The organism is Sphingobium sp. B7D2B (genome assembly GCF_025961895.1).
In the GTDB taxonomy this organism is placed as follows: domain Bacteria; phylum Pseudomonadota; class Alphaproteobacteria; order Sphingomonadales; family Sphingomonadaceae; genus Sphingobium.
On sequence record NZ_JAOQOM010000001.1, the window covers coordinates 680,960 to 704,879 of the forward strand.

General features: G+C 62.2%; 13 protein-coding genes. 8 read left to right on the plus strand and 5 right to left on the minus strand.

Annotated features, from left to right (window positions below; genetic code table 11):
- Positions 1–159: 159 nt before the first annotated feature.
- From M2341_RS03010 to M2341_RS03020, 3 genes are all read left to right on the plus strand, one after another.
- Positions 160–2,355 (plus strand): TonB-dependent receptor, encoded by a 2,196-nt coding sequence (locus M2341_RS03010; RefSeq protein WP_264584175.1) that lies wholly within the window; start codon positions 160–162, stop codon positions 2,353–2,355.
- A gap of 422 nt (positions 2,356–2,777) precedes the next feature.
- Positions 2,778–5,957 (plus strand): alpha-L-rhamnosidase, encoded by a 3,180-nt coding sequence (locus M2341_RS03015; protein WP_264584176.1) that lies wholly within the window; start codon positions 2,778–2,780, stop codon positions 5,955–5,957.
- 408 nt (positions 5,958–6,365) lie between these two features.
- Positions 6,366–7,934, plus strand: a complete 1,569-nt coding sequence (locus M2341_RS03020; protein ID WP_264584177.1) for a DUF1593 domain-containing protein — start codon at positions 6,366–6,368, stop codon at positions 7,932–7,934.
- Between the two features lie 255 nt (positions 7,935–8,189).
- Here M2341_RS03020 and M2341_RS03025 read toward each other — a convergent pair whose 3' ends face one another.
- From M2341_RS03025 to uxaC, 4 genes are read right to left on the minus strand one after another with little or no spacing between them, the layout of a single operon-like run.
- A complete protein-coding gene (locus M2341_RS03025; RefSeq protein WP_264584178.1) occupies positions 8,190–10,061 on the minus strand; it encodes a sulfatase-like hydrolase/transferase in 1,872 nt (623 codons plus the stop codon).
- Positions 10,062–10,078: 17 nt separating this feature from the next.
- Entirely contained in the window at positions 10,079–11,338 is a 1,260-nt protein-coding gene (locus M2341_RS03030) for an MFS transporter (protein ID WP_264585975.1), read from the minus strand.
- 54 nt (positions 11,339–11,392) lie between these two features.
- Complete coding sequence (locus tag M2341_RS03035) at positions 11,393–12,799, minus strand: mannitol dehydrogenase family protein (RefSeq protein ID WP_264584179.1); 1,407 nt, start codon at positions 12,797–12,799, stop codon at positions 11,393–11,395.
- Complete coding sequence (gene uxaC, locus M2341_RS03040) at positions 12,796–14,205, minus strand: glucuronate isomerase (RefSeq protein ID WP_264584180.1); 1,410 nt, start codon at positions 14,203–14,205, stop codon at positions 12,796–12,798. The genes M2341_RS03035 and uxaC overlap by 4 nt, the downstream gene beginning before the upstream one ends.
- Before the next feature lie 110 nt (positions 14,206–14,315).
- Between uxaC and manD the strand changes: the two genes are divergently transcribed.
- From manD to M2341_RS03055, 3 genes are read left to right on the plus strand one after another with little or no spacing between them, the layout of a single operon-like run.
- Positions 14,316–15,524: a D-mannonate dehydratase ManD gene (gene manD / locus M2341_RS03045; protein ID WP_181558590.1), complete on the plus strand. Its 1,209-nt coding sequence runs from the start codon at positions 14,316–14,318 to the stop codon at positions 15,522–15,524.
- Complete coding sequence (locus tag M2341_RS03050; RefSeq protein ID WP_264584181.1) at positions 15,524–16,453, plus strand: sugar kinase; 930 nt, start codon at positions 15,524–15,526, stop codon at positions 16,451–16,453. Before manD ends, M2341_RS03050 begins: the two co-directional genes overlap by 1 nt.
- 22 nt (positions 16,454–16,475) lie before the next feature.
- Positions 16,476–18,854, plus strand: a complete 2,379-nt coding sequence (locus tag M2341_RS03055; protein WP_264584182.1) for a glycoside hydrolase family 3 protein — start codon at positions 16,476–16,478, stop codon at positions 18,852–18,854.
- A gap of 31 nt (positions 18,855–18,885) precedes the next feature.
- On the opposite strand, the gene M2341_RS03060 is transcribed toward M2341_RS03055, so the two are convergent.
- On the minus strand, positions 18,886–19,644 hold the full coding sequence (locus M2341_RS03060; protein ID WP_181558593.1) for a FadR/GntR family transcriptional regulator: 759 nt from the start codon (positions 19,642–19,644) through the stop codon (positions 18,886–18,888).
- Between the two features lie 265 nt (positions 19,645–19,909).
- Here M2341_RS03060 and M2341_RS03065 point away from each other — a divergent pair, with 265 nt between their 5' ends.
- Together M2341_RS03065 and M2341_RS03070 are read left to right on the plus strand one after the other, a co-directional pair.
- Entirely contained in the window at positions 19,910–22,174 is a 2,265-nt protein-coding gene (locus M2341_RS03065; protein WP_264584183.1) for a TonB-dependent receptor, read from the plus strand.
- Between the two features lie 50 nt (positions 22,175–22,224).
- On the plus strand, positions 22,225–23,874 hold the full coding sequence (locus M2341_RS03070) for a carboxylesterase/lipase family protein (RefSeq protein ID WP_264584184.1): 1,650 nt from the start codon (positions 22,225–22,227) through the stop codon (positions 23,872–23,874).
- The last annotated feature ends 46 nt before the right edge of the window (positions 23,875–23,920 follow it).

A 23,920-nucleotide genomic window follows, 5' to 3' on the forward strand; every position in this document is an offset into this window, starting at 1 on the left:
GATGGCCAGCACAATCCCGGCCGTGATGCCCAGGAACCAGTGCAGTTGAAAAATGATCGAGCGGGCCACGGCGAACGCACTTCCTCTACAGAGGGGTTGTTATTGATAATTATTCGCGTTAACGGCGCGCCCTGTCCTGGTCAAATGACAAAAAGGGGAATGATCATACGTACCGCTCTTGCCAAAGGCGTCAGCCTTTTCGCGCTTATCGCTGCGCCTGCAGGTTCGGCACTGGCGCAGAATGACAGCGCGCCGGCCCATGCGGATATGGCAGCCAGCGACCAGATCGTCGTAACCGCCGCGCGCACCATATTGCCGCCTAATGCCCTGCCGCTCACCATTGACGTGATCGACAAGCAGGCACTGGACCAGCAACTCGCCATGTCCGGCTCGGTCACTGATGCCGTCGCGGTTCTGACTCCCAGCTTCTCGCCCACGCGCGGCAAATTGTCGGGCGCAGGCGAAACGCTGCGTGGGCGTTCGCCGCTCTATGCCATTAACGGCATCCCGCAATCCACGCCGCTGCGCGACGGCAGCCGTGACGGCTTCACGATCGATGGCTTCTTCATCGATCGGGTGGAGCTGATCTACGGATCGAACGCTCTGCAGGGCATCGGCGGCACTGGCGGCATCGTCAATCAGGTGACCGTCGGCGCACCGAAGCAGCAGGGCTGGTCGGGCCGCGCCTTGCTTCAAGGCACGTCAGCGGACGGCTTTGAACACGCAGGGATAGGCGGCAAGGTCGCCGCGCTGGTGCAGAACAAGTCCGGCATCTTCGACATCACGCTCGGCGTTTCCTTCGAAAAGCGCGGCGTGTTCTATGATGCGCAGGATCGCCCGATCGGCGTCAACGTTACGCAGGGTGAAACCCAGGATTCCAAAACGCTGAACCTGTTCGCGCGCATTGGCATGGAAGTGGGCGATACCGGCAGGCTCGACCTCACCGCCAACCGCTATGAATTGAACGGCTATGGCCGCTATGTGCCCGTGGTGGGGAATCGCGCGACCGGCGTACCCACCAGCGCGACACGCGGTAATCCCCCGGGCAAGCCCGCCGCAAATCGAACTGAAAGCGTCGCTTTGTCATACACCGACAGCGATATGTGGGGCGGCAATCTGGTGACGCAGATTTTCTTCAATCGCACCTATGATACATTCGGCGGTGATCCCAATCCGATCGCGTCGTTTCAGGATCCCGCTCTTGCGCCAATCGGCACGCTGTTCGACCAGTCGGAGAATCGCTCGCGCAAACTGGGTGCCAAGTTCAGCTATGAACGCGCTTTCCCGGGCTTCGAGGCGCTTACAGCCACGGTCGGCGTCGACGCGTTGTATGACAAGACAGAACAGCGGTTGATCGCCACCAATCGCATCTGGGTGCCGCCCAGCGAATTTCAGGGCATCGCTCCCTTTGGGCAGGCAAACCTGAAGTTGCTCGACGGCAAGCTGCGCCTCGCGGGCGGCCTGCGTTGGGAAAATGCAAAGGTGAAGATCAGCGATTATCACACGCTCGCCGCCAACACATATGATGGTTTGAACCCTGCCACATATGGCGGTGTCGATGTGGCAGGGGGCAGCCCGAGCTTCAGCGAGATGCTGTTCAATGGCGGTGTGATCGTGGAGCCGGTGCCCGGTATCCGCGCTTATGCCAGCTACGCCGAGGGCTACACCATGGCAGATATCGGGCGCATCACGCGATCGGTGGACGAGCCTGGCTTTGATGTGAATGGCCTCGACATCAGCCCGGTGATCTCAAACAACCGCGAGATCGGCGCGGAGGTGAAGCGCGGGCCGCTCGATGCGAGCGTCGCCTATTTCTGGTCGTCCAGCAATAAGGGGCAGGTGCTGATTGCGGCGGGGAATGGCATCTTCGAAGTTCAACGCCAGCGCGTCGAGATCCAGGGTCTGGAGATCAACATGGGTATCCAGACTCCGATCGACGGGTTGAAGCTGTCGACAGGTTACGCCCATCTCATCGGCCGCTACGACAGCGACCGGGTGGACGGCATCGTCGATACCGATCTGGACGGAACCAACATCTCCCCCGATCGCATCAACGTGGCGATAAACTACGCCAAGGGGCCGCTGTCCGCGCGCGTACAGTCTCAATTCTATCTGTCGCGTAACTTTCATGGGAAGGCGAACCCAGATCAGCGCAACAATTTCGGCGGCTACAACGTCACCGACGCCAATGTCCGCTATCAGACCCGTTTGGGCGGGCTGAGCCTGAGCGTCCAGAATCTGTTCGATAAATTCTACATCGACTATAGCTCTGACACCCGCCTCCCCAATGACAATTTCGCGTTCTTCGCCGGCCGCGGGCGAACCTTCACTCTCGGATGGGACTTCCGCTTCTGACGAGACGCACATCCCGCGCCGGTAACCACAAGGCTATCGGTGCGGTGAGTCATGCTACGGTTTTGGACTGCTACTTATTGTAGCGAAATCATAGCAGCGCTTTCACGGCTGCAGCGATGTGACCAAATGGTGTGTCCGCCATGTGTCGTGTTGCATCGCTGCGATTTGAGCTTCTAGCTTTAACAAGAACTTAAGTGCATCATGTGGCGATGTGCGTATTAATGAACGCACGACTGAGGCGGAAAAGCGTCACGGGGGGAAGTGGCGTTTTTGGGGGCGTCGACCAATAGCTAACTTTTGCTGTGGCGGGCGGCTGGTTTCATGCCAGTGCCTATTCGAGCCGTTGAGGTTCATCTTTTCCAATGACGCTGTCATGGTTAGCGCAAATTGGACGGCTGCGTGCCGCAAATAAGGACGTCCCTATGACGATTGTTAACCGACGTGGATTTCTTGGTTGTTCTGTTGCAGGTGCCGCAGCCTTGGGATCGTTGGAACTGGCCGCAAAGACCCAGGAACTCTTAACGGTCACAGCCTTGCGTGCAGCCCAATTACCGAATCCGATCGGCTTGACGGATGCAGCGCCGAGCTTATCGTGGCAAATCGTTGGCAGCCGCCGGGGAGTAACCCAGCAGGCTTACCGCATTCACGTTGCCACCAGCCTCGCTGCGCTCAAAGCCGGCAAAGCCGACCTATGGGACAGCGGCAGAGTGTCTTCCGCAGAATCGATCGGCATTCGTTATGGCGGCTTACCTCTTGCCTCCCGCCAACGGGCTTGGTGGACCGTGAGCATCTGGGACGACAGCGGTGCAAGAGCGACGGCCGTCGAAAACGCCTATTGGGAAATGGCGCTGTTAGAGCCGACCGATTGGTCGGCAACCTGGCTGGCTGCAGAGCGGGTCGTCGACAAGGCGGATCGAGAGGCTGGACTGCCGTCCTACGGCGCGCCAGTCCCTCCGGAAGGGCAGCCCCGCCTCTTTCGATTGCCCTTCGCGACTGAAAATGCCGGAGACGTGGTCATCACCTTGCTCTCATCGGGTTTTCTCTCCGAGGTGACGATCGACGGCAAGGCATTGGAGATGCCAGCCCATCCTAAAAGTTCCTTCGGTCCGCCAGGCGCCGCCCGCTTTGTTGTCTCGTTGGAAGCCGGGGCTCACATGCTCGCCATGCATGCGCTGCCCCCGCGCGATTATACGCCGGCAAAGGAGATCAGTGTCGCTGCGCAGATAAGGGTGCCTCGCTCTGAAAGCACCTTGTCTCGGATAACCGCCGGCTGGGAGACAGCGCTCGGTGCTCCCGATGGCTGGCGGCTTCCCGGATCGTCTAACGGATGGGATGCGCCGATCTTGCTGTCGCCACAGCCTCACGCGGCATGGCCAGCCACGCCAGCCATTCAGATGCGACATATGTTCAAGGCCACGCGCAAACCAAAAGTTGCCCGGCTCTATGTGGCCGCCCTGGGCGCTTACGAGATGCGGTTGAATGGCGATGCTGTCAGCGAAGATCGCCTGCAGTCTGAAAGCAGCGATTACCGCAAGACGATCCTTTACCGCTGTTATGATGTGACGGACCTGATCGGGCGGGGCGAGAACGTTCTGGGCGCGCTGATAGGCGACGGCTGGTATGCGAGCTATATGGCACCTGCCGGGCGTTATGCCTTTGGCCCTGCACCACGGCGGTTGATCGCTCAGTTGGAGATTGATGGTGCAGTCGCGGCCCAGACAGGTCCGGGCTGGAGCATGGCGCCGTCTCCCATAATCGCGTCGGATCTCTATGACGGGGAAAGCTATGACGCTCGTCTGGAGCAGCCGGGTTGGGACCGGCCTGGCTTCAATGACGCGACCTGGACCAGATGCTGGGAGGCGGAGGCGCCTCAAGGCAAGCTGGTCGCACAATCCAGTCCCGCGATACGCATTACGAATATCCTTCAGCCAAAAGCATCTGTCATTTTGCCGACAGGTGCGACCGTCATAGATTTCGGTCAGAATTTTGCGGGCTTGGCCCGTCTAAAGCTGCGGGGCAAAGCTGGGCAAACGGTCACGATGCGCTTTGCTGAAATCCTCTACGACGACGGGAGCGTTGACCAGCGTAACTTGCGAGGGGCAGACGCCACAGATCGATACACGCTGCGGGGTGATGCGAAAGGCGAGGTCTATTTACCGCACTTCACCTTCCATGGCTTCCGATACGTCCAAGTTGAAGGTGCGCCCGCTGAGTGGTCAATCGAGGGCATGGTCATGCGCAGCGAGTTGGCCGAAACGGGCATGATGAAGATCGACAATCCCGTCGTGCAGAAGCTCTGGCTGAACACGCTCTGGAGCCAGCGATCGAACTTTTTTGCGATCCCGACCGACTGCCCGCAACGCGACGAGCGACTGGGCTGGACCGGCGACGCTCAAGTCTTCTGGGATACCGCCGCCTTCAATATGGATGTGGCCGCCTTTACACGCCGCTTTTTGCGCGATCTGCGCGATGCTCAGACGCCCAAGGGCGCTTTCCCGATCTTCGCACCCACTGTCAGCAGCGCGCCGGGCGCCTCACCGGGCTGGGCGGATGCCGGCGTGATGCTGCCGTGGATTTGCTGGCGCCGATACGGCGACACCACGATGGTGACAGAGCACTGGGATGCCATGTGTCGCTACGTCGATGGCGTAATCGCCGACAACCCCGACCTTATCTGGCGCAAAGTGCTTGGCGCCAATTTTGGCGACTGGTTGTCGCTCGATGCCGATCAGCCTGCAGATGAGACGACGCCAAGAGCGCTGGTCGCCACCGCGATGCTCAAACGATCATTGGATCAGATGGCGGACATGGGTTTAGCGATCGGCAAGACCAAACAGGCCGAGCATTATCGGGCGCAGGCGCATGCGGCAGCTCGCGCGTTTCAAAAGACTTTCGTGGAGGCGAACGGCCGTATCGGAAACGGTAGCCATGCGAGTTATATCCTCGCCATTCGGATGAGCATGCTGACGGCGGAACAGAAGGTCGCGGCGGGTGCCAGGCTAGTCGAAGATATCAGGCGTCGGGGCACATTACTGTCGACCGGCTTCCTCGCGACACCGTTGAGCCTGGATGCGATCGCCGACATCGGTGCTGCCGACCTCGTTTATGATCTGCTGTTGCGCACGGCATTTCCCTCTTGGGGCTATATGGTCAGCAAGGGCGCAACGACGATATGGGAACGGTGGAACGGCGACACCGGCGACGTGGCGATGAACAGCTACAACCATTACGCGCTCGGGGCGGTCGTGGCCTTCTTCTATCGCCGGATTGCGGGCATTGATGAGCTGGAGCCGGGCTTCCGAACAGTTCGCATTGCGCCCCTGATGGATCCACGGGTGCCCAGTGTCGGAGCCGAATATCGCAGCGCGCGAGGCCCTATTAGCGTGAACTGGACGCAGCGCCCCGATGGAAGTTTTCGCTTGGATGCCTCGATCCCCGCCAACATGCGGGCTGAGATACATCTGCCGCTTGCCGCGGGGCGCCGCGTCCTGAGCGACGGGCGAGATGTTGCCCTAGACCGGTCGATACGCATCAAGTCCGGGCAAGAGCCCATAGCAGTATTGGAAACGGGCAGCGGACGCTATCGCTTGGACGTCGCTTGACCTCGGGGACCACCTAAACAGGGTGGCATTGGATTTTGATGTTGCCTCCGATCAACCGACTGATTTTGGCTCCATCGAGGCTCGGTCGGCGGCGCACAGTGCTTTCGCGCAAGACAAGTGACATGAGAAAGGCATCTATGTTGATTGGCCGGCGAACGGGACCGGGCATCTCAACCTGGTCATTTCTCGGAGTGCTAATGTGGGACCGATCACGGGCCGCGCGCAATGGTCACGGCGCGGTGGTTACCCGATTCTATACAATGCGCTGCATCCCGTGCGGAATCCTACGATATCGTCGATCTTTACTTTGCTGGGGATTTGAAGGGCCTCTCCTTCATTAAGAGACGCAACTCACTTCGAACGTGGATAATGTGTCCGATCAGGGTTCTCCCTACCTGACCACTGGCAATGGCTATGGTAACGGGAATACGCTCGGAAGGCTGGTTCGGCCCGGCATTCGTACGCGCTTCTGATCCGCCGGGTCGCCCGCCCGCCAACGGCGCGATCATGGCGGACGGGGCATCGATATTTGAGGTAGGAGAACTGATGGTCACTCGATTTAGCATGGTGCTGGCCGCCGCTGCGGCGCTGGCAGTTTCGGTTCCGGCGACCTCTGCCGAACCTTTGCATACAACGAAGTCGCGTGTCCTGATCTTGTCCGACATCGGAAATGAACCCGACGATTCTGAGTCTCTTGTGCGCTTGTTGCTTTATGCAAACGAGTTCGATGTCGAAGGCCTTGTTGCGACGACCTCCACCTGGCAGCGTACCAGGGTTCAGCCACAGCTTATGCGCGAGCGGGTGGAAGCTTATGGGAAGGTGCTTCCCAATCTCCGGAAACATGCCCGCGGCTATCCGGATGCCAGCACGCTGATGGCCGCAATCGTCAGCGGCACGCCGGTTTATGGCATGGCTGCGGTGGGCGAGGGCAAGGATACCGAAGCCTCGCGCCGGATCATCGAAGTGGTCGATCGCCCCGATGACCGACCGGTTTACATCCCCGTATGGGGCGGCAGCGCGGATCTTGCACAAGCTTTGTGGACCGTTCGCGAAACGCGCACGCCCGAACAGGTGAAGGCGTTCGTTTCCAAGCTTCGGATCTATTCCATTTCGGATCAGGACGATACCGGCGCTTGGGCGCGACGGACCTTCCCGGACCTGTTCTGGATCGCCAGCGTCCATGGCTGGGGCCAATATGGCCTCGCCGCATGGATCGGCATTGCTGGTGACCTTTTCCGCCGTGACGACAAGTGGCCGAATGCGGACATGGTCACCAATGAGTGGCTGGAGGCCAATATTAGGCGCGGGCCGCTGGGCGCATTATATCCCCCGCATGAGTTCATCATGGAAGGAGACACACCGTCCTTTTTGGGCTTGATTCCTAATGGCCTGAATAATCCCGAGCGTCCCGAATGGGGTGGCTGGGGAGGGCGCTATCTGCCGATCTACGAAGGTGCCGGCCACCGGGCCGACGCATCTGACAGGTTTGTGGACGCAAATGGCAAGGTCTGGGTCAGCAATCAGGCGACGGTGTTTCGTTGGCGCGGGGCTTTTCAGAACGATTTTGCCGGACGGATGGCCTGGACTCTTTCGCCCGACGTGCGCCGCGCCAATCACCATCCCGAGCTGGTGTTGAACGGGGTCGCCGGAAAGGCGCCCGTCACCTTGTCGGCGAAGGTCGGCGCAACCGTGCGCCTCTCCGCCGCCGGCACGCATGATCGGGATGGCGACAAGCTGACCTATCGCTGGTGGCAATATGCAGAGCCAAGCCAGGCGCCCGGCGTCATGGTGCCGCCCCTTGAGATTACCGGCGCGGACAGCACGGAGGTGAGTTTCACCCTGCCGATGTACCGGATGACGAACACGAACGTCCCCGTGCCCAAGGACACCGCCTATCACATTATTTTGGAGGTCACGGATTCGGGATCTCCGCCCCTGACCAGCTACCGGCGGGCCGCGGTGACTTTGGAACCATGACGGGGCTGTGCAGCAATGGTCGATCGGGCCTGCATTCGATCGGCCATTGATGTTTTCTGGAAGGGCCTGTGGCAAATGGCGTGCTGGAGAGCAATGTAGCGGACTTTCACAGACAAGCGATCACGAAAGTAGACGTTCCCGATCATCGACCGAAGCGGATGGCTGCGTGGACCAGTGCAGCTTACGCTAAACAACCAGCCCTAACTGATATCTCGCGGAACGTTTGACTGGCTCCCCGCACTTACCTTTGACTCTTCACATGCCTCGTGGGGGCAGAAGCGAAACTGAAGGATCGTAAATGCCCTCACTCACGCTTGTGAGATAGCGTGTCGCGCGCCCGACATAGCCGGGATCGGTCTTCCATCTCGCGAGCATGTCCATGGGCCGATAGACCGGCTCGATATAAGTAAGAGCATTAAGAGTCTGCAGTGCGACCATTTCCGGAGGATTTGCGGCGAGCAACTCGGCAAAAATCTGCTTGGCCTGCTCCCCTTCACTCAGATGCGTGAGGGCTTCCGCCATGACCACGCGGACCTGCGCCGACGTTTCGCGCTTGCTTGCGCTGAGTAACGTCTCTCGCGCCGGCGCGGCCTGTGCTTTGCGGATCAGCAGACCCGTTGCCGCCCAGTAGCGCATCACTTCGTTATCGTGTGTCAGGGCCCGTGTGAGATCCGGCAGTGCTGACGGATCTCCGGTTGCCGCCTGAGTGGCCAGAGCCATAATGTCCGTCAGCGGATAGGCGTCGCGCTCGCGGCTGGCTTCATAGCCCTCTAGCGGCGAGCCTTCGGGGATGAAGCCGTTATCGTTTATATCCAGCATATGTTGGTCGAGCGCTGTCCGGAAAGCGTTCCGCCGGCGGCTCTGCTTCGGATCGGCGGCAAGGTTTTGAAGCTGATCAGGATCAGCTTCAAGGTCGTACAGTTCCTCATACGGCCGGGGCTCGAAGAAGCGCGATTGCACGGCGTTTAGCTCACCGGCGGCATAGCGGCGATACCAGTCCTGATAGCTGCGCAACATCATCGGGAAGGCGTTGACCTGACCCATGGGGCGGTGCGGCATGTAGTTGCGAATATAACGGTAATGCCCGTCCGCGACGGTGCGGACGAAGTCGTAACGCTCATCCATGCGATTGCGCATGCCAAAGGCATAGGATTTGGGTTTTGCGATCTTCCGGCCAAGGAAGGCCGTGCCCGGCATGGTCGGAGGCTGGGGAATGCCGGCGATGGACAGCAGCGTGGGCGCGAAATCGATGAAGCTGACCGGCGCCGCGATCTCGCCGCCCATCGCGGCCGGCGCATAGTCCGCCCATTTGTCGGGCACATGGACCACCAGCGCGCAACGCAGCCCTTCCTCATGGCAATGCCGTTTGGAGCGGGGCATGCAGCCGCCATTGTCCGAAAAGTAGAAGATAATTGTGTCCTCGGCCAGCCCGGCATCTTCCAACTCGGCCAGCTTTTCGCCGACCTGTGCGTCCATCCGCTCCATGAGGTTATAATAGCTGGCGAAATCCTGCCGTACGGCGGGGCTGTCGGGGAGATAGGGCGGGACGCGGACCTGTTCGGGCTTCACCTTGCCTTCGGTGATGCCGAACAGCCGCGATTCATGCGTGGTTTCAAAGTTGAAGACAGCCATGAATGGCGTGTTCTCAGGCCGGTTGCGGTAATGCGCCTTGGCGCTCGATTCATCCCAGATCGACGCTGGATTGACGGCGGCATTGTAATCGGTTTTCTCATTGTTCGTGCAGTAATAGCCCGCCGCGCGCAGGAGTTGCGGATAGGTCTTGAGGAAATCAGGCAGGCTTGCGTCGGCGCGCATGTGGTTCGCCGGCGCATTCGATTCTGGATAGATGCCGGTCAGAAGGCAGAAGCGCGCCGGGGCGCAGACCGGCGCGTTCGCGTAGATCTTCCGGTAGAGCAGCCCCCGGCGCGCCAGCGTGTCGATATGTGGCGTATGGGCAATCGGGTCGCCATAGGCGCCAATGAAGGGATTATTGTCTTCGCTCACCAGCCACAGAATATTGGGCCTGCCTCTCGGGTCGGGCCGGCTTGTCTGCGCAGTTGTCGTGCAGCCGGTCGCGACGCTGGCCGCAGCCAGGCTCCCGAGCATATCCCTGCGACTGATCGCCATGTTCGCGCATCCTTATCTTAATTGAGGGCGGCCTTTGCCTTCCCGGACCGAAGCAATCCCCACAGCACCAGCGCGCCGATCAGGTCGAAGGCGGCGAGCATGACGAACAGCGGATTGTACCCCACAATCTCCGCGAGCCCGCCGACGATCAGCGTGAAGATGGCGCCGCCGATCCATCCGATCGATCCAGCCATGCCGGTCGCTGTGCCGACTGCCCGCTTGTCGAACAGATCGGCCGAGAGGGTCAGCAGGGCGCCGGAAAGCATCTGGTGTGCGAAACCACCGACACAGAAAAGCGCGATGGCCATAGCCGGTGAGGTGGCGAGGCCGATGCAGGCCGGGCCGATCATCAGCGTTGCGCCCAGTGTGACGGTCAGCTTGCGCGAGGTGAGCAGGTCAACGCCGAACCAGCGGATGAGCGCCGGAGCGGTGAGGCCGCCCAGCATGGAGCCCGCGTCCGCTGCCAGAAATGGCAGCCAGGCCCACAGAGCGAGATCTTTCAGATTAAAGTCCCACACCGTGACCAGATAGAGCGGGATGAAGAAATTGAAGGTCTGCCACGCCGGCTCCGCGAAGAAGCGCGGGATGGCGATGGACCAGAAGCCCTTGGTGCGGATCACCTCGCGCCAGTGCGCCGGGCGCGCGATGACCCCGGCATCGTCACCGGCGGTCTGGATATGGGCGAGTTCCGCTTGCGTCAGTCGCTTGCTCTGCTCGGGGCTGCGATAAACGAAATACCACAGCAGGGCGAAGAGCAGGCTCAGGCCGCCGGTGATGAGGAAGGCCGACTGCCAGCCGAAATACAGGATGCAGAACGCGACGAGCGCGGGGGCGATCATGTTTCCGATGGAGGCGCCCATGTTGAACACGCCGGTTGCAACGGTGCGCTCGCGCGGCGGAAACCATTCGGAAACGACCTTGAGGCCGCCGGGAATGGCGGCGGCTTCAAAGCTGCCCAGCAGCCCGCGCCAGAAGGCGAGGCTGAACCAGCCGGTGGCAAAGGCGTGGCACATATTGGCAAAGCCCCAACCCACCACGAAGATGGCGAAGCCCAGGCGGGTGCCGAGCCAGTCCAGAATGGCGCCGCTGAACGTCTGCATCACCGTGTAGGTGGCCTGGAAGGAGAAGACCACCCAGCTATATTGCTGGGTGCTCATGCCAAAGACCTCCATGAGCGTGGGCGCCGCGACGGAGAGCGATGAGCGCGCCAGATAGTTGAGGATGGTGCCGAGCGTGACAAGGCTGATGATCCACCATCTCAGGCCCATCAGGGGCATGCGCCGCTTGTCATCCACCGTCATTCTCTCCCGAAACCCGTTTTAATAGGCAAGTCAGCCCGCCATCGTCTCCAGATGACGGGACAGGACGGCCAGTTCGTCCCTCGCCGGCTTCCACACAGAGGCGATCAATCCGCCGTCTCCGAAAAGCGCGGCGGCGATCCCGTTCCGCCCGGCCTGTTTCCAAGCCAGCGCCAGCGTTTCCGCACGAGGATCGCTGACATGGGGATTGTCCCCCCGAACATGGGCGATCCATGCCGCGAGGGCCTGCAAAATCGCCGGCGAGGCCTTCCCCTGCGCCTGCCGGTCGGCGAGCGTCGCCAGCCAGCGTTGCGGAATCTTCTGCGATCCATCCATGGCGATCTGCGCGAGCCGGTGTGGCAAAGCGGGGTTGGCGAAGCGCGCTTCGAGCGAGGCCGCATAAGCCTGCAGGTCTTGCCCTGCCGCCGGCTGGAAACTGTCGGCGGCTTCGTCGCGCATCAGGCTGCGGACCAACCCGCCAATGTCTGGGTCGGCCATGGCCTGGCTGACCAGCTCATGCCCCTTGGCAAGGCCGAGATAGGCGAGCGCCGAGTGCGCGCCGTTGAGCATCCGCAGCTTGGCCGTTTCATAGGGGCGCACGTCCGCCACGATCTCGGCGCCAGCAGCTTCCCATGGGGGGCGGGGGCCGGCGAACCGATCCTCGATCACCCATTGGCGGAAAGGCTCGGTGAACACTGCAGCCTCGTCCCGCAGACCGATCATGCTTTCCAGCCGGTCGGTGTCATCGGGCTGCGTCGCCGGGACGATCCGATCGACCATGGAACAGGGGAAGGTGCAGTTATCCGCGCACCATTGCGCCAATTGCGGGTCGGTGCCGGTCAGCACCTTGAGGAGCATGGCGCGCAAGCGGGTGCCATTGTCCGCGAGATTGTCGCAGCTCAGGATCGTGAGGCCGGGCAGGCCCTGGTCTCGGCGCTGCTTCAGGCCTTGTGCGAGATAGCCGTAGATGGTGCGCGGCGCCGGGCTTGCGGGGTCATCCTGCAGCAGCGGGTCGAGCGCTTCGTCCTGCCTGCCGGAAAGGTGATAGCCTTTCTCGGTCACGGTCAGCGTCACGATATGGGTTTTGGGATCGGCGATGGCGGACACCACACGGGCCGGGTCTTCCGGGGCGACGATGATATCGCTCAGGCAGCGCACCAGCCGCGTCGCAGGCGCGCCTTCGCCCTTGGTGGTCACGGTGAACAGGCAATCCTGCGGCGCAAGCTGATCGCGCACCGTGGCGCTGCGCATCGACACGCCGAGGATGCGCCAGACCTCGCCCGACGCCGCAATGGCATCTTCGGTAAACACCGCCTGATGCGCCCGCGTGAAGGCGCCCAGGCCGAGATGGACGATCTGTTTGCTGCCGGCGGCGCGATCGTAAGGCACCTGAATAACGCGCGCATCGAGCGACGCGAGGGTCTGCTCGGAGAGCCTCATAGTTTGTAAGCTGCCTTGGCGAAATTATAGGCGAGATCCTGCGCGAGTTCGGCAGCTTCCCAGTCCTCCAGCCGATGCTCGGCGACCAGCCGCGCGAGAAAGGCGCAATCGACCCGGCGCGCGACATCGTGGCGCGCGGGAATGGACATGAAGGCGCGCGTATCGTCGTTGAAGCCAACCGTATTGTAGAAGCCCGCTGTCTCCGTAACATTCTCCCGGAAGCGCCACATGCCTTCCGGGCTATCGTGGAACCACCAGGCCGGGCCGAGCTTGAGTGCCGGATAGTGGCCGGCAAGCGGAGCCAGTTCCCGGCTGTAGGTCGTTTCATCCAGCGTGAAGACGATGAGGGACAGGCGCGGATCGCGGCCATATTTGGCGAGCAGTGGCCGCAGCGCGTGGACATATTCGGTGCGCACAGGAATGTCCGCGCCCTTGTCCCGCCCGAAATGCTTAAACAGCCAGGGATTGTGATTGCGGAAACAGCCAGGGTGGATTTGCATGACCAATCCATCCTCGATGCTCATGCCGGCCATGACCGTCAGCATGTGCGCGCGGAACAGTTCGGCATCCGCGGCGCTCACGTCCGGGGCAATGACGCGCGCGAAAAGAGCGCGGGCCTGCGCGTCGTCAAGGTCCGCCGTCGCAGCGGTTGGGTGGCCGTGATCGGTTGAAGTTGCGCCCATCCGGGCGAAAAACGCTCGGCGGTTGCGGTGCGCGGCGAGATAGCCCCCATAGGTGAAGCAATCTTCGCCGGCCAACTCGCCAAAGCGCACCAGATTGTCGCGAAATCCCTCGAATTCGGGATCGACCACCGGGTCCGGGCGATAAGCCGTAATCACCCGGCCGGACCATCCGCTGGCGGCAATCGTGCGGTGATGGTCGAGACTGTCGAGGGGAGACTCGGTGGTGGCAATCACCTCGATATTGAAGCGCTCGAACAGCGCGCGAGGGCGGAAAGCCTCCCGCGCGAGCTGCTCCGCGATGGCATCGTAATATGCGTCGGCGCTGTCCGCATCCAGCCGCTCCGTGAGGCCGAACACTTCGGCGAACACCCAATCCAGCCAGAGCCGGGAAGGGGTGCCACGGAAAAGATGATAATGGGCTGCGAAGATGCGCCATGCCTCTCGCGGCGCCGTCTCCGCCGCTTCGCCGCGCCGCCGCACGCCCAGCTTCTCCATGGGAATGCCCTGGCTGTAGAGCATCCGCAGGAGATAATGGTCGGGGATCAGCAGCAGGTCTGCGGCATTGGTGAATGCCTGATTGTCCGCAAACCAGCGCGGGTCGGTATGGCCATGGGGGCTGACGATCGGCAGTTGCGCAACCTGCGCATAAAGGTCGCGAGCGATTGCGCGCGTGGTGGAGTCCGCAGGAAACAGCCGATCAGGATGCAGTTTCAGTGGACTCATGACCTTCTCCCTGGCGACCGGAAATGACCCCTTGCCATACAATGCCTGACCAATCTAGTATTGATTGTCAGGCGAAAATGCTTGGACACTCATCGGGAGCTTTGCCTGCAATGAAGATAACTGCCGCTCGGGTCATCGTCACCTGTCCCGGACGCAATTTCGTGACGCTCAAGATCGAGACCGATCAGGGCGTTTATGGAATCGGCGATGCCACGCTCAACGGGCGGGAGCTTTCGGTCGTGTCCTATTTGCAGGACCATGTGGCGCCCTGCCTCATAGGCATGGACCCACGGCGGATCGAGGATATTTGGCAATATCTCTATCGCGGGGCCTATTGGCGGCGCGGGCCGGTGACCATGCGGGCCATCGCGGCGGTCGATGTCGCGCTGTGGGATATCAAGGCCAAGATGGCCAATATGCCCCTGTACCAGCTTCTGGGTGGCCGCAGCCGCGATGGCGTGATGGTCTACGGCCATGCCAATGGCTCGGATATCGAAGAAACCGTCGATGCCGTGGGCGAATATATCGACATGGGCTATCAGGCGATCCGCGCGCAGACGGGTATTCCCAATGTGAAGGACGCCTATGGCGTCGGGCGCGGCAAGCTCTATTATGAGCCGGCCGATGCCGCGCTGCCCTCTGTCACCGGCTGGGATACGCGCAAGGCGCTCAACCATGTGCCCAAGCTGTTCGACAAGCTGCGCCTGACCTACGGGTTCGACCATCATCTGCTGCATGATGGCCACCATCGCTACACGCCGCAGGAAGCCGCCAATCTCGGCAAGATGCTCGAGCCCTATCAGCTTTTCTGGCTGGAAGACGTCACGCCTGCGGAGAATCAGGAAGCCTTCAAGCTGGTCCGCCAGCACACGGTCACCCCGCTGGCCGTCGGCGAGATCTTCAACACCATCTGGGATGCCAAGGATCTCATCCAGAACCAGCTGATCGACTATATCCGCACGACCATTGTGGGCGCGGGCGGCGTTTCGCATCTGCGGCGCATCGCCGATCTGGCCTCGCTCTATCAGGTCCGCACGGGCTGCCACGGCGCGACCGATCTCTCGCCGGTGACGATGGGCACGGCCCTGCATTTCGATACCTGGGTGCCGAATTTCGGCATTCAGGAATATATGCGCCACACCGAGGAGACGGACGCCGTCTTCCCCCATGATTACCATTTCGAGCGCGGCTTTCTCTACTGCGGCGAAACGCCTGGTCATGGCGTCGACATCGATGAAACTCTGGCCGCCAAATATCCCTACAAGCCGGCCTATCTGCCGGTCGCGCGGCTGTCCGACGGCAGCATGTGGAACTGGTGATGCGCGTTCTCGCGATCGGCGAGGGCATGGTCGAGTTCCGGCGGGAGGATGCGTGCTGGCGGCAGGCCCATGGCGGCGATGTGGTCAACACGGCCATTCATCTGGCGCGCTTCGGTATCGCGACCGGCCTTGCGACGGCCATCGGGCGCGATGGGTTCAGCGATTTTCTCGCGGCACAGTGGCAGGGCGAGGGGCTGGACCTTTCATGCGTGGCGCGCAGTCCGGCGCATGAGTGCGGCATCTATTTCATCGCGACCGACGAACGGGGCGAGCGCTCCTTCACCTATCGGCGCAGCGACAGCGCCGCTCGGCGGCTGGTGCCGCTCATTGGCAAGGATCGGCTCGCGGCGGCGGCACAGGCTGCGCAACTCATTTACACCTCGCTGGTGACGCTCGCGATCCTCCCGGATCAGGACCGGTCGAGCCTGCTGGACATTTTGCAGAACTGTCGCGAGGCGGGGGGGCAGGTCGCCTTCGACAGCAATTATCGGCCTGCGCTATGGGAATCCCCAGAGACTGCAAGGCGCTGGCATGAGGCGGCACTGGGCGTCGCAACGATTGGTCTGCCGACGCTGGAGGACGAAGCTGCGCTGACCGGCGTCGATCGTTGCGAGGATGTCGCGGCGCATTGGCGCGTGCGGGGCGTGGCGGAAGTCGCCGTCAAGATGGGGGCGGCTGGGGCGATGATCGCCGGCGCTATGGTGCCGCCGCAGGTCGTCGTCAGCCGCCCGCTCGATACCTCGGGCGCCGGGGACGCCTTCAACGGCGCCTATCTCGCGCATCGGCTAGCAGGAGCATCGGCAGCAGAAGCCGCAGCAGCGGGCAATCGCCTCGCCGGATGGGTGGTCCAGCGGCGGGGCGCTATTCCCGCAGCGGAAGCGGAACCCTATGGTCGGACACAGCCGGACCGGGCTGGTTCGATCCTCTAAGAAACGATGTGGGAGTAAGGCGATGGGCGGGTCCGGAATCATGCTGCGTTCGGCATCTTTATGTGCACTCGCTGTCATGATGAGCGGCTGTACCGGTTTGCAAGCGGCGGTCGGTTCATCGTCGGCAAGCACGACGGCGCAACCGGATATCGCAGCGCGAACCAAGCCGATCCTGACCCTCAACGGCCTGCGGTTCAAGGATCTGAACGGGTCCGGCACGCTGGAGCCCTATGAGGACTGGCGCCTGCCCGCCAACATGCGTGCCAACGATCTGGTCAAGCGCATGACGCTGGCCGAGAAGGCCGGCACCATGCTCATCGCGACCCAGAATCCGGATTGCGACGGGTCGATCACGGCGGATGGCCGCGCGCTCATCCAGCAGGAGCATATGAGCCGGTTCATCCTGCGCGCCACGGTGGCGACAGAGCCGGCCGATTGCTCCGTCCGCCTGACCGGTTTTCGCCTGCGGGGCGGCTATCGGCAGACGCCGCTGCAGATGGCGCGGTTCACCAATGCGGTGCAGGAAATGCGTGAGGCAAGCCGGCTCGGCATCCCCGCGCTGTTCAAGGATAATGCGCGGAATCATGTCGAGGTCAGCCCGACGTTCGGCATTGGTCAGGGCGCCGGCGCTTTCACAGAGTTTCCGAAAGAGGCGGGGCTGGCGGCCGCAGCGCTCGGTGCCGCGGCGCCGCTCAGTGCGGCCGATGGCGCTCCGCCCGCCAATCTGCGGGGCGACATGTCCGTCATCGCCGGATTTACGCGTTTCATGGGCCAGGAGTGGCGGGCCATCGGCTTGCGCGGCATGTATGGCTATATGGCGGATCTCGGCACGGAGCCGCGCTGGTCACGCTTCCATGAGACGTTCAGCGAGGATGCCGATCTGGTCGGCGATATCGTGACGGCGCTCGTCAAAGGGCTGCAGGGCGAGAAAGGGCAGGGCGGCCTTGCGCTCTCACCAGCCACCGCAGTCAGCATGACGCTCAAGCACTTCCCCGGCGGTGGGCCGCAGCAGCTCGGGCTGGATGCGCATTACACATTCGGCAAGGACCAGTTCTACACCGATCCGAGCGGACGGTATGGGTTCGATTATCATCTGCGCCCCTTCCAGCGAGCCATCGACGTCGGCGTGGGTTCGATCATGCCTTATTATGGCGTGCCGGTGGATGCGCATCATGGCGGGCGGGCGGTCGAAAGTCTGGGCATGGCGTTCTCGCGGCATATCGTCACGGGTATTCTGCGGGATGAGCTGGGCTTTCGCGGCTATGTGAACTCGGACAGCGGCATCATCGAAGAGCGCGGATGGGGTCTGGAAGACAGTCGCACAAATCCGGCGACTGGTAAGGGGTACACCGTCGCGGATCGCACCGCGCTCGCCATTCGCGCTGGCACGGATATTCTCTCCGAGTTCCGCAGCAAGAGCACGATCGTCGATCTGGTTGCCCAGGGCGCGCTCAGTGAAGCAGGCGATATCGATCCGGCGGTCAAGCGGCTGCTGACCGAACAATTCGCGCTGGGCCTGTTTGAAAATCCCTATGTCGACGCCGAGGCAGCGCCGGAGATGATCGGCACGGCCGAGCATCGCGCGCTGGGGCTGGACATTCAGCGGCGGTCGCTCGTGCTGCTGCACAATCAGAAGGTGTACGGCTCGGCTGTGTTGCCGCTCCGCCCGGGCAGTCGCATCTACACCATGGGCTTTGCCGGTGCTGATTTCGCCGCGCGGGGATTTGCCGCCACTGACGGCAATTATGACGTTAAAAAGGGGCAGGCCCGTCCGGCCGTGCCGGCGGGCACGGACTATGCCGTCATCAATGTCCGCGTGAGCATGGACGGGGCGCGGCGCTATTCCAGCAAGTCAACCGAAGCCGGCGGGCGCGCGGTCGATCCGGCTATCAGCATCGCCAACCGCGTGACGGGCAAGCGGCAGGCAAGCTGGGGTGAGCAGGACCCCTGCACGGCGCCCGGTGTCAGCAAGGACGTCACCTGCGTGGACGACAATCTGATTTTCGGCGGCGCGTTTCCCTGGGAAGCAGGGATGCTGTCCTTTTCCGCCATGGCGAAGGCGCAGAGCTGGTCGGTCTATCCATCGCTGGCGGACATTCAGGCGGTCATGCGCGAAATCGGCGATCCGCGCCGCGTGATCCTCAATATCTATTTCCGCCAGCCTTACGTGCTGGATGAAGCCAGCGGCCTGCGCAATGCCGGGGCGATCATCGCCAGCTTCGGGGCGAGCGATGCGGCCCAGATCGATGTGCTGACCGGCAAGCAGGCCCCGGCCGGGCGCCTGCCATTTGCCTTGCCTGCCTCACTCGATGCTGTCGACCGGCAGCATTCCGACGCGCCCGGCTATGCCGAGACGCCGGGCGGCACGCTCTATCCGTTCGGCTTTGGCCTGACCTACTGAGTGGGCATGCCGGGGGCGCCCGGCGCGTTGCTCAGGCAATCGCCCTTTCATAGCGGGCGCGCTTCGATGCCGATGCCTTGCGCGCTTCCTCGATTGCCTTTTCCTCGGTCGCGAAGAGCAGACTGTCCAGAACCGCGGTCAGATGCGCGCGCATGGCGGCGCGGGCCTTGGCGGGGTCGCGCGTCCGCAGCGCATCGAGAATGACCTGATGCTCGTCGATGACAGGTTTGACATTGGCCGATCGCGCCTTGGCATAGAGGAGCGCGGTCTCGGGGGATTTGGCGCGCAACGACCAGAGATTGTCGATGAGGTTCACGATCGCCGAATTGCGCGTCGCCCGCGCGATGGTCAGGTGGAACTGGTGGTCCGCGTCTTCCGTGCCGGCGTTGCGTTCATTCTCCGTCGCGATCTCGTCGATCAGCTGCGCCAGCGTGGCGAGCTCCTCGTCGGTGATCTGCGCCGCCGCAAGCGCGGCCGCCTCGCCTTCCAGCAGCAAGCGCGCTTCGGTCAGTTCGAAGGCGCTGACATTGAATGCCGCAGGATCGCCCGCGCTGGGCAGGCCTTTGAGATAGGCGCCGGAGCCGACGCGGACTTCGACGATGCCCTGAACCTCCAGCGCGATGATCGCCTCGCGGATGGTCGGGCGGCTGACATTATACTGGATCGCGAGTTCCCGCTCCGTGGGTAGCCGGTCGCCAGGCTTGTAGCGCCCGCTCCCGAACACCTCCAGCAACTGGTGCGCGATTGCCTGATAAAGTCGGTCTCTGCCGCTGATCGGTTCGGATGCCATGACCACCTGTTCTATGTCGACCCTCTGCCAGAGGAAAGCGGCGATGCTATCGCGGATTGAGCGGATTGGCCAGACACCTTTGCGCGGTTTCTTTACAACAGTCGAATGTGAAAGTGGCGGCTGAAATTAGCCGTTTTCGTTCAGCGTGCTGATTTTTCCCGTCACAACCATTTATATTCTGCCTACAATGTGGCATGACCAATTATCCGCAGTGACTTGGCCAAGTCCGGTTCGGTTCCGAGTTTTGGTAAGAGGATCTCCCTAAATGCGTTCTTTCCTACGTTTTTCCGTTGCGTCTGCTGCGTTGGCGGCGGCCTGTGCGGTCGCAACGCCTGGCTTCGCCCAGAGCGCCGCGCCCGAAGCCGGTGCAGGGTCTGAGCCGGAAGCGATCATCGTGACCGCCCAGAAGCGGGAGCAGGACATTCTTGAAGTTCCGGCGGCGGTAAGCGTGATCAACTCGGCGGTGCTGAACACCGCGCAGGTCACCCAGTTTTCCGACATCACCCGCGTGTCGCCCTCACTGACAGTGAACGAGCAGGGCAATTCGGCGTCGTCGTCCGTCTCGATCCGCGGCATCGGCACCTTCTCCTTTTCGACCAGCACCGAGCCGGCCGTCTCGATCGTCGTGGACGGTGTGGCACTGCTTCAGCAGGGCCAGGCGTTCGGTGGCGGGTTGAATGACATCGCGCAGGTCGAAGTTCTGCGTGGGCCGCAGGATTCCCTGTTCGGCAAGAACGCGTCTGCCGGCGTGGTCAACATCACGACCAAGAATCCGACGCGTGACCTGAGCGGTTATGTCGAAGGTGTCCTGACCAATGACGACGAGACGCGGGTATCCGCCATGCTCTCCGGTCCCATCGGCCAGAATGCCGGCTTCCGGCTGAACGGCTTCTATTCGGACCGTGAAGGCTATATCAACAACCTGACCAACGGTCATCGCCTCAATGGCGCGGAAAGCTACGGTTTTGGCGGCAAGTTCACTTACGGTGCCGGCAACCTCGATCTCACGTTGTCCGGCAATTACAGCAACACCAAGTCGAACGGCAACGCGCCGACCTATTATTATGTGACCCCTGGTGCGACCCAGAACGGCGCGGCGATTGACGTGCGCGGAATTCGGCCGGGCGTCGGCAACGACAATGTCCGCTTCGACGGCGATCCGCGCGCTGACAGCTTCCAGTATCTGCTGTCGGCCAAGGCCGATCTCGATCTGGGCTTTGCGACGCTGACATCGGTTTCCGCCTATCAGCGCTGGAAGCTGGAATCCGGCCAGGATCTCGACTTCTCTGCCGCGCCGACCCTCTATCAGGGCGGCCCCTATGATGCGACGATGTTCAGCCAGGAGCTGCGCCTGACCTCGCGGGGCGCCAGCCCGTTCGAGTATATGGTCGGCCTGTTCTATGCCGATGGCAATACCGACCGCCGCTTCATCCGCTCCGCGCCGTCTTTCCTGTCGTTCCTCCGTCAGGACTGGGATTCGACGGCATCGACGGAGAGCTACGCCGCCTTCGGTCAGCTCGGCTATAATTTCACACCGACGACCAAGCTTACGCTCGGCGGCCGCGTCAATCGCGAGACCGTCGGCGTGTTCTATCGCGATAATCGGCCGGCAACGCCTGTCGTCTACGAAGATCAGCGGAGCGACACGGCTGTTACCGGCAAGGCCTCACTGCAGCAGTTCGTGAGCGACGAAGTGATGGTCTATGCCGCCATCGCCAAGGGCTATAAGGGGCAGGCCTACGACATCTCGTCGGGCTTCAACCAGTCGCGGATCGACAATCTCGTCAAGCCCGAGCATTCCGTATCCTACGAAGTCGGTATGAAGGGTCGCTTCTGGGGCAACCGTGGATCGTTCGCGATCACCGGCTTCTGGACCGACTATGACGACTTCCAGGCGCAGAGCGCGGAATTCATCGCCGGTGCGCCGCAATTCATTCTCAAGAATGTCGGCAAGCTGCGCACCAAGGGTATCGAGTTCGAGGGCTCCATCCGGGCGACTCCGAACCTCAATCTCTATGGTTCGGCCGCTTACGTCGACGCGAAGATCCGCGAATTCCCGGGCGCGAGCTGCTATCCTGGTCAGACGGTCGCGCAGGGCTGCGTCGCCATTCCGGGCACGACCACGTTCGTGCAGGATCTGGCTGGCGTTGGTCTCGCCAATTCGCCGGACTTCAAGTTCAACGTCGGTGGCGTGTACGAGGCGCCCATTCAGGGCACCGAGATCAACGCCTATATGAGCGCGAACTATGCCTGGCAGGATGATGTCAACTTCTCGCTGGATCGCAACCCGCTCACCAAGTTCGATGCCTATGGCATCGCCAATGCCAGCATTGGCCTGCGCAGCACGGGCGCTGTGAACTGGGATCTGTCGTTCTTCGTCAACAACCTGTTTAACAAGGCGTATCTGACGTCCATCACCGATTATACGGGCAATGGATACTCGGCCCCGACGCTGATCCAGCAGGTTCCGCGCAACTATCAGCGCTATGTCGGCGTCCGCCTCCGGGTCGGTTTTGGAGCGAGCAACTAAAACCGTTCCGATCAACGGAACAAAGCAGAACTGAAAGAGAGGACAGTACCATGACGATTGCCCGTTTGAGAGGGTTCATTCAGCAATGGTGTGGTCCTGGCCTCTTTTTCCTCGGCGCGTTATCTGCGGCCCCTCCGGCATTGGCTGGGGAGGCCGTTGGCACATCCGAGCTGCGGGTGACGACGCAGGCGGGGGCGATTGAGGGACGGATGCTGCCCTCCGGCGTTCGCGCGTTTCTGGGCGTGCCTTATGCCGCACCGCCGGTACGGGATTTGCGCTGGCGGGCGCCCCAGCCGGTGGCGGCCTGGAAGGGCATCTATCATGCCGACCGGTTCGGCCCGCAATGCATGCAGCAGCAGCGCGGCATCCTGACCAACCAGTATTCCGGCGCGGAAGTCACCAGCGAAGACTGCCTTTATCTCAACATCTGGGCCAAGCCGGGACTCAACAAGGCGCCCGTGATCATCTTCCTGCATGGGGGCGGCTTCTTCATTGGGGCGGGCAGCATGGCGCTGTACGGTGGAGAGACTGTCGCCACGCGGGACATTGTCTTCGTCAATCTCAATTATCGCGTCGGCCCGCTTGGCTTTTTCGCGCATCCCGAACTGACCTCTGAATCGGGGCATAAAGCATCGGGCAATTATGGATTCCTGGACCAGATCGCCGCGCTGCGCTGGGTGCAGGAGAACATCGCGCAATTTGGCGGCGATCCTTCCAATGTGACCATTGCTGGTCAGTCGGCCGGGTCGATGTCGGTTCTCGCTTTGCAGGCCAGCCCGCTTGCCAAGGGTCTTTTCCAGCGCGCCGTGGGCATGAGCGGTGCGCTCATCGGCTCGGCGGGGCCGGGTGCCATGCGTCCCCTGGCGCAGGCCGAGCAAGATGGCGTGCGGCTGCAGGCCATCTGGAAGGGCAGCAACCTCGCTGATCTTCGCGCCATGCCCGCCGACCGGCTGGTCGTGCCGCGCGTGCCCGGATCTCCGCCGGTCGGCCCGATCGAAGATGGCTATGTGCTGCCTTATCCCATCGATGAGGCTTTCAACCGGTCTGCCCAGAGCGATGTCCCGCTCATGCTCGGCTTCACGCGCGATGAATCGCTCGGTGGCCTCGGCCCTATGCAGACGCTGGCTGACTACAAGGCGCGGGCTGCGGCCGTCTTCGGTGATCGTGCCGACGCCTTCCTGAAGCTCTACCCCGCGGCGACCGATGCTGAAGCGAAAGCGCAGGCGCGGGTTGCGGACCGGGACGGGACGATGGCGGCGGCGATGGATGCCTGGGCGCGGGCGCAGGTCGCGAAAGGCAAGGCCCCGGTTTACAGCTATATGTTCGCCCGCCCGCATTCCTACCCGGCCGGGGTGCACATCCCCGACCTCGATCCCGCGACGGCGGGCGCCTACCACACCTCGGAAGTGCCGTTCTGGCTCTCCACGATCGACAGCTTCAATCGCTTCCGCCCCATGCGGGACTGGTCCCAGGCCGACCGCGCGTTCAGCAGCGCGATGACGGATTCGCTGGTCGCCTTTGCCCGCTCGGGGAAGCCGGACACGCAGCAACTGAAATGGGTGACGTTCGACCCGGCCCGTCCGCGCCTGCTCGAACTCGGGGCCGATGCACATATCGCTGCCTGGCCGGACGAGCGCAGGCTGGCGTTCTTCCGCGCCGCGCCCGCCCAGCGTCCCGCAGGTGGCGCGGCGCGCGACTGACCGGCGAACGCCTGCCTGAAGACGCGCACTAGGATATGAAGAAGGC